The organism is Micromonospora sp. NPDC023814, from assembly GCF_040639595.1.
Taxonomy (GTDB): Bacteria; Actinomycetota; Actinomycetes; order Mycobacteriales; family Micromonosporaceae; genus Micromonospora.
Genome location: NZ_JBFAAF010000171.1, coordinates 1 through 4,079, shown reverse-complemented (window position 1 = coordinate 4,079; position 4,079 = coordinate 1). Strand labels below are relative to the sequence as shown.

General features: G+C 67.9%; 4 protein-coding genes. All 4 read left to right on the top strand.

The window, feature by feature from the left end; translation table 11 throughout:
- Positions 1-298 precede the first annotated feature (298 nt).
- The 4 genes from AB0G14_RS34910 (at position 299) to AB0G14_RS34895 (ending at position 3,971) form a co-directional block, all read left to right on the top strand.
- Positions 299-1,711: a DEAD/DEAH box helicase family protein gene (locus AB0G14_RS34910; RefSeq protein WP_357704941.1), complete on the top strand. Its 1,413-nt coding sequence runs from the start codon at positions 299-301 to the stop codon at positions 1,709-1,711.
- Between the two features lie 94 nt (positions 1,712-1,805).
- Positions 1,806-2,372, top strand: coding sequence for a hypothetical protein (locus AB0G14_RS34905; RefSeq protein WP_357704938.1), 567 nt, complete (start codon positions 1,806-1,808; stop codon positions 2,370-2,372).
- A gap of 2 nt (positions 2,373-2,374) precedes the next feature.
- Positions 2,375-3,058, top strand: coding sequence for a nucleotidyl transferase AbiEii/AbiGii toxin family protein (locus AB0G14_RS34900; protein WP_357704934.1), 684 nt, complete (start codon positions 2,375-2,377; stop codon positions 3,056-3,058).
- A gap of 505 nt (positions 3,059-3,563) precedes the next feature.
- A complete protein-coding gene (locus AB0G14_RS34895) occupies positions 3,564-3,971 on the top strand; it encodes a transposase family protein (RefSeq protein WP_357704932.1) in 408 nt (135 codons plus the stop codon).
- Positions 3,972-4,079: the final 108 nt, after the last annotated feature.

Here is a 4,079-nt window from a genome sequence, read left to right as displayed (position 1 = left end):
CGCTCCTCAGCGGTCAACGCCAGCAACGCCAACTTCGGACCACGACCATCACCCACGCCATCAATCTAGCAATGAATCAACGACTCGGGACACTAAGCGGGGTTGAGGTGTCCGCGGTGGCGTCGGGTGGTGGCCAGGGCCCCGGCGTTGTTCCTCTCTGTCCGGTTCGATGATGGTCTGCTATATGCCGTAGACGGCGAAGGCGTCGGCGCGGTCGTGTAGGTCGCGGCGGGCGTGGGCGATGTTGGCTCTACCGGCCAGCCGGTAGGTGTTGAGTGTCAGGTTGCGGAAGCCTCCGATGGTCCACGCGGAGGCCGGCGCCGGGCTGAGCATCGACGCCAGACAGCTCACCCCCGCCGCACTGGCGACGTTCAAACACGCCGCCGCCATGGTCAACCCGAAGTTCTACGAGTTACAGCGGCTACGCAAGTCCACCTGGGACACCCCACGCTTCATCCAGGGCTACGACCTCACCCTCGATGACCGCCTGGTCCTCCCGCGGGGCCTGCGGCACACCATCGCCACCATCATCGAACGCGCCGGGTCGCGACTGGCCGTCACGGACGCACGAAACCCGGGAACCGAGATCGACACCGCGTTCACCGCCGAACTCACCGGCAAGCAGGCCAACGCGGTCGGCGCGCTTCTCGCCCACGACGACGGGATTCTGGTCGCCCCACCGGGCTCCGGCAAGACCGTCATGGCCTGCGCCGTGATCGCCGAACGCAACACCTCCACCCTCGTCCTCGTCGACCGCAAAGCCCTCGCCGACCAGTGGCGCACCCGCATCGAGCAGTTCCTCGGAATCAAGCCCGGTCAACTCGGCGGCGGCCGACGCAAACTCACCAGCACGGTGGACATCGCGCTGCTGCCCTCCCTCGCGCGGCGCGACGACGTCGCCACCCTGACCCAGAGGTACGGGCACGTCATCGTCGACGAATGCCACCACCTCGGCGCCGCCGCGTACGAGCACTCGGTCAAGCGAATCGCCGCGCAGTTCTGGCTCGGCCTCACCGCCACACCCACCCGACGCGACGGCCTCGGCCAACTCGTCACCTGGCAACTCGGACCCGTCCGCCACACCCTGACCGACGAGAAACACGGCACCCTCGCGGCAGCGATGCACGCCGACGCCGGACCCCGACGAACGCTGTTCATCCACGAGACCACATTCCAGCCCGGCGACATCGACCTTGACACGCCCGGCGCGCTCGCCGAGGTGCACCGGCGACTGGCCCTCGACGAGCCCCGCAACACCCAGATCGCCGATGATGTCGCCGTCGCCCTGACCCTCGGCCGCAACTGCCTCGTCCTGACCCGACGGGTCGCCCAGGTCGAGGCACTCACCGCTCTGCTCGCCGCACGCGGACATCAGGCGCTCGTGCTCCAAGGCGCGATGAGCACCATCGAACGGCGGACCATCGTTGACCGGCTCGACGGCGCCAAGGCCGGCGACGGCCTGCTTGTCATCGGCACCACACCGTTCATCGGTGAAGGCTTCGACGCCCCCGCCCTCGACACCCTCTTCCTCGCCGGCCCGATCTCCTACGACGGCCTACTCGTCCAATGCGCCGGCCGCGTCATCCGCACCGCACCCAGCAAGGACCTCGCCGAGGTCCACGACTACCACGACCCGGCCACCCCCATCCTCGCCGCCTCACTCCCACGCCGCATGCCCGGATACCGGGCCCTCGGCTTCACCAGAACATGAGTGCATCCCATCGCGATCACCATGGCTAGTCCCGCCGGTTACAGGGATATGACAAAGCCAAGCATGCTGGGCCTAGCATAGTAGGCTGACGGACATGGGTCGGTTCTCCGAGGATGAGCTGCATGCGGTTGTCTCCAGGTACGAGGCGACGCGCGCTGCCGCGTTGACCGAGCGGGATGAGCAGCTGCGGGCGTTTCATGCGGCCGGCTGGCGGCCGGTGGATCTGCAGCGGGTCACCGGGTACAGCCGGGAGACGATCCGTCAGGCGCTACGACCGGAAGTCCGGCGGGCGACCAACATCAGCCGGCGCAGGACATCCCCCCGACCGCCGGCGGACTACCGGCCCTACGGTGACCGCAGGCCCTACGTGGTGGCCGAAACCCTGGCCGCGCTGCACGGCCCGACCGACGGCACGGTGACGCTTCCGCGTCATCTCGACTGGTCCGGGCACGCCGAGTACGACCTGACCCGGCCCGCACGCCTGACCAGCATGTACAAGGTGGTCCTCACCGAAGCCAGTACCGTCGAGGACCTGAACACCTGGCTCGACGCCGACCTCCTCCGGAGACTTTGGCCCACCCTCTGGCTGCCACCCCAGCTCCGCCAGCGCTGGGAAGAAGCCTTCCCCGAGCTCACCGCAACCCGCAGCAACGCGGCATAGCGGTGGACCCCTTCCACGAACGCCTCGCCCGTACCGGACTCGGCGCGGCCCATCGGTACGGCTTCGCTCTGGCCGGCGGTTACGCGGTCCAGGCCGCCGGGCTTCTGGAGCGGCCCAGTGAGGACGTTGACCTGTTCACCGCCTGGGACCGCCGCGAGGAGTTCACCGCGGCAGTCGCCGCCGTCGTGCACGCCTACCGAGACGACGGCCTGACCGTCGAGACCGAGCGGCAGTACGACACGTTCGCCCGGCTGGCTGTCACCGACGGTGTTCAGGTTTCCAAGGTCGAACTCGGGGTGGACTGGCGTGCCAACGAACCGATCCTCATGGCGATCGGACCGGTACTGCACCCTGACGACGCGGTCGCGAACAAGATGAGCGCACTCTACGGGCGAGCGTTCGCTCGTGACTTCATCGACATCGACGCCACGCTCCGATCCGGCCGCTACACCCGCGAAGCCCTCCTCACCCTCGCACAGCGCGCCGACCGTGGTTTCGACCGGCGAGTCTTCGCCGACGCCCTCGGTCAAGCCACCCTGCTCGATCCTGACGACTTCGCCCAGTACGGCGTCGTGGGCCGAGCGCTGGACAATCTCCGTAGCCAATTCGCCGAATGGCGCCGTGAACTGCTCGATGAGGAGGAACCCGCCGAGGATGACTCGGCTCCCGACTCGCGGCAGCGATAAGCCTGCACCCGCAGGACCCACAAAGTTCCAGCTGATCTTCAGCGAGCGATCGCAGCAACGCTCCGCAGCGACCGGCACACGCAGCCAAAAAATGAAAAGCCGCAGGTCATCGGCCTGCGGACACAGGCGGAGCGTCGGGTTAGAAGACCCGCGTCCGTGGGCGCGCCGACCGGCAACTCCTCGCCGGACTCGTCGTCAACCAACACCCCCCACACCCAGGGCCCCGGCAAAGTCGTGACGGTGTCTGACTTGTGAGGCTTGGGGTAGAAGCGCCGTTGGTGGTGGCAGCAAGACGGGCATGACCGGCTCAGAAGATCATCAAGGTTCTCTACGCCATGTTGATCGCTCGAAGTGAGTCATGCCCGCACTGCCATCATCGCTGATCTCGTCCTTGTCCTGCGCACCGGCTCTGACCGTTGCCGAAACCGCTGGTGGGCTGCCCGAAGCGCTCGCTGGTCTGCCTGATCCACGCGCCAGGCGAGGTGTTCGGCACCGGCTGACAGTCGTGGTCACCGCAGCGGTGTGTGCTGTGGTCGCCGGCTACCGCTCGTACGCCGCGATCGCCGAATGGGTCGCCGACGTGCCGGCGGCAACGGCTCTGGCCTTGGGCATGACTGCCGACCGGCGCCCATCGGAGGCGATGATCCGTCGGCTGTTGCAGGCCATGGACCCGCAGTTGCTGACCGCGGCGATCGGTGTCTGGCTCGCCGGCCGGGCCACCGTCACCACCTCAACGGCCGGCCGGGCGATCGCCGTCGACGGTAAGACCCTGCGCGGCTCCCGCACTACCGACACCCCGGCCCGGCATGTGATGACCGCCTGCGACCAGGCCACCGGCGCGGTCCTGGCCAGCATCGACGTCGACGGCAAGACCAACGAGTCACCCTGTGCGGGGCACGCCGCGATGGCGTGAAAAACTGCGGTCCGGTCGCCCGCCGACGCCGCTGGGATCTTGGCACTTGAGGCCGTTAACGAGTCTGGCGCGGGGCCCGACCTGGATGGGTCGCACACTGTTGCTTCG

What these genes read in the sequence shown, in the direction of transcription:
- AB0G14_RS34910 (WP_357704941.1), top strand. Translation starts at nt 299, where the DNA reads ATGGTCCACGCGGAGGCCGGCGCCGGGCTGAGCATCGACGCCAGACAG.
- AB0G14_RS34905 (WP_357704938.1), top strand. Translation starts at nt 1,806, where the DNA reads ATGGGTCGGTTCTCCGAGGATGAGCTGCATGCGGTTGTCTCCAGGTAC.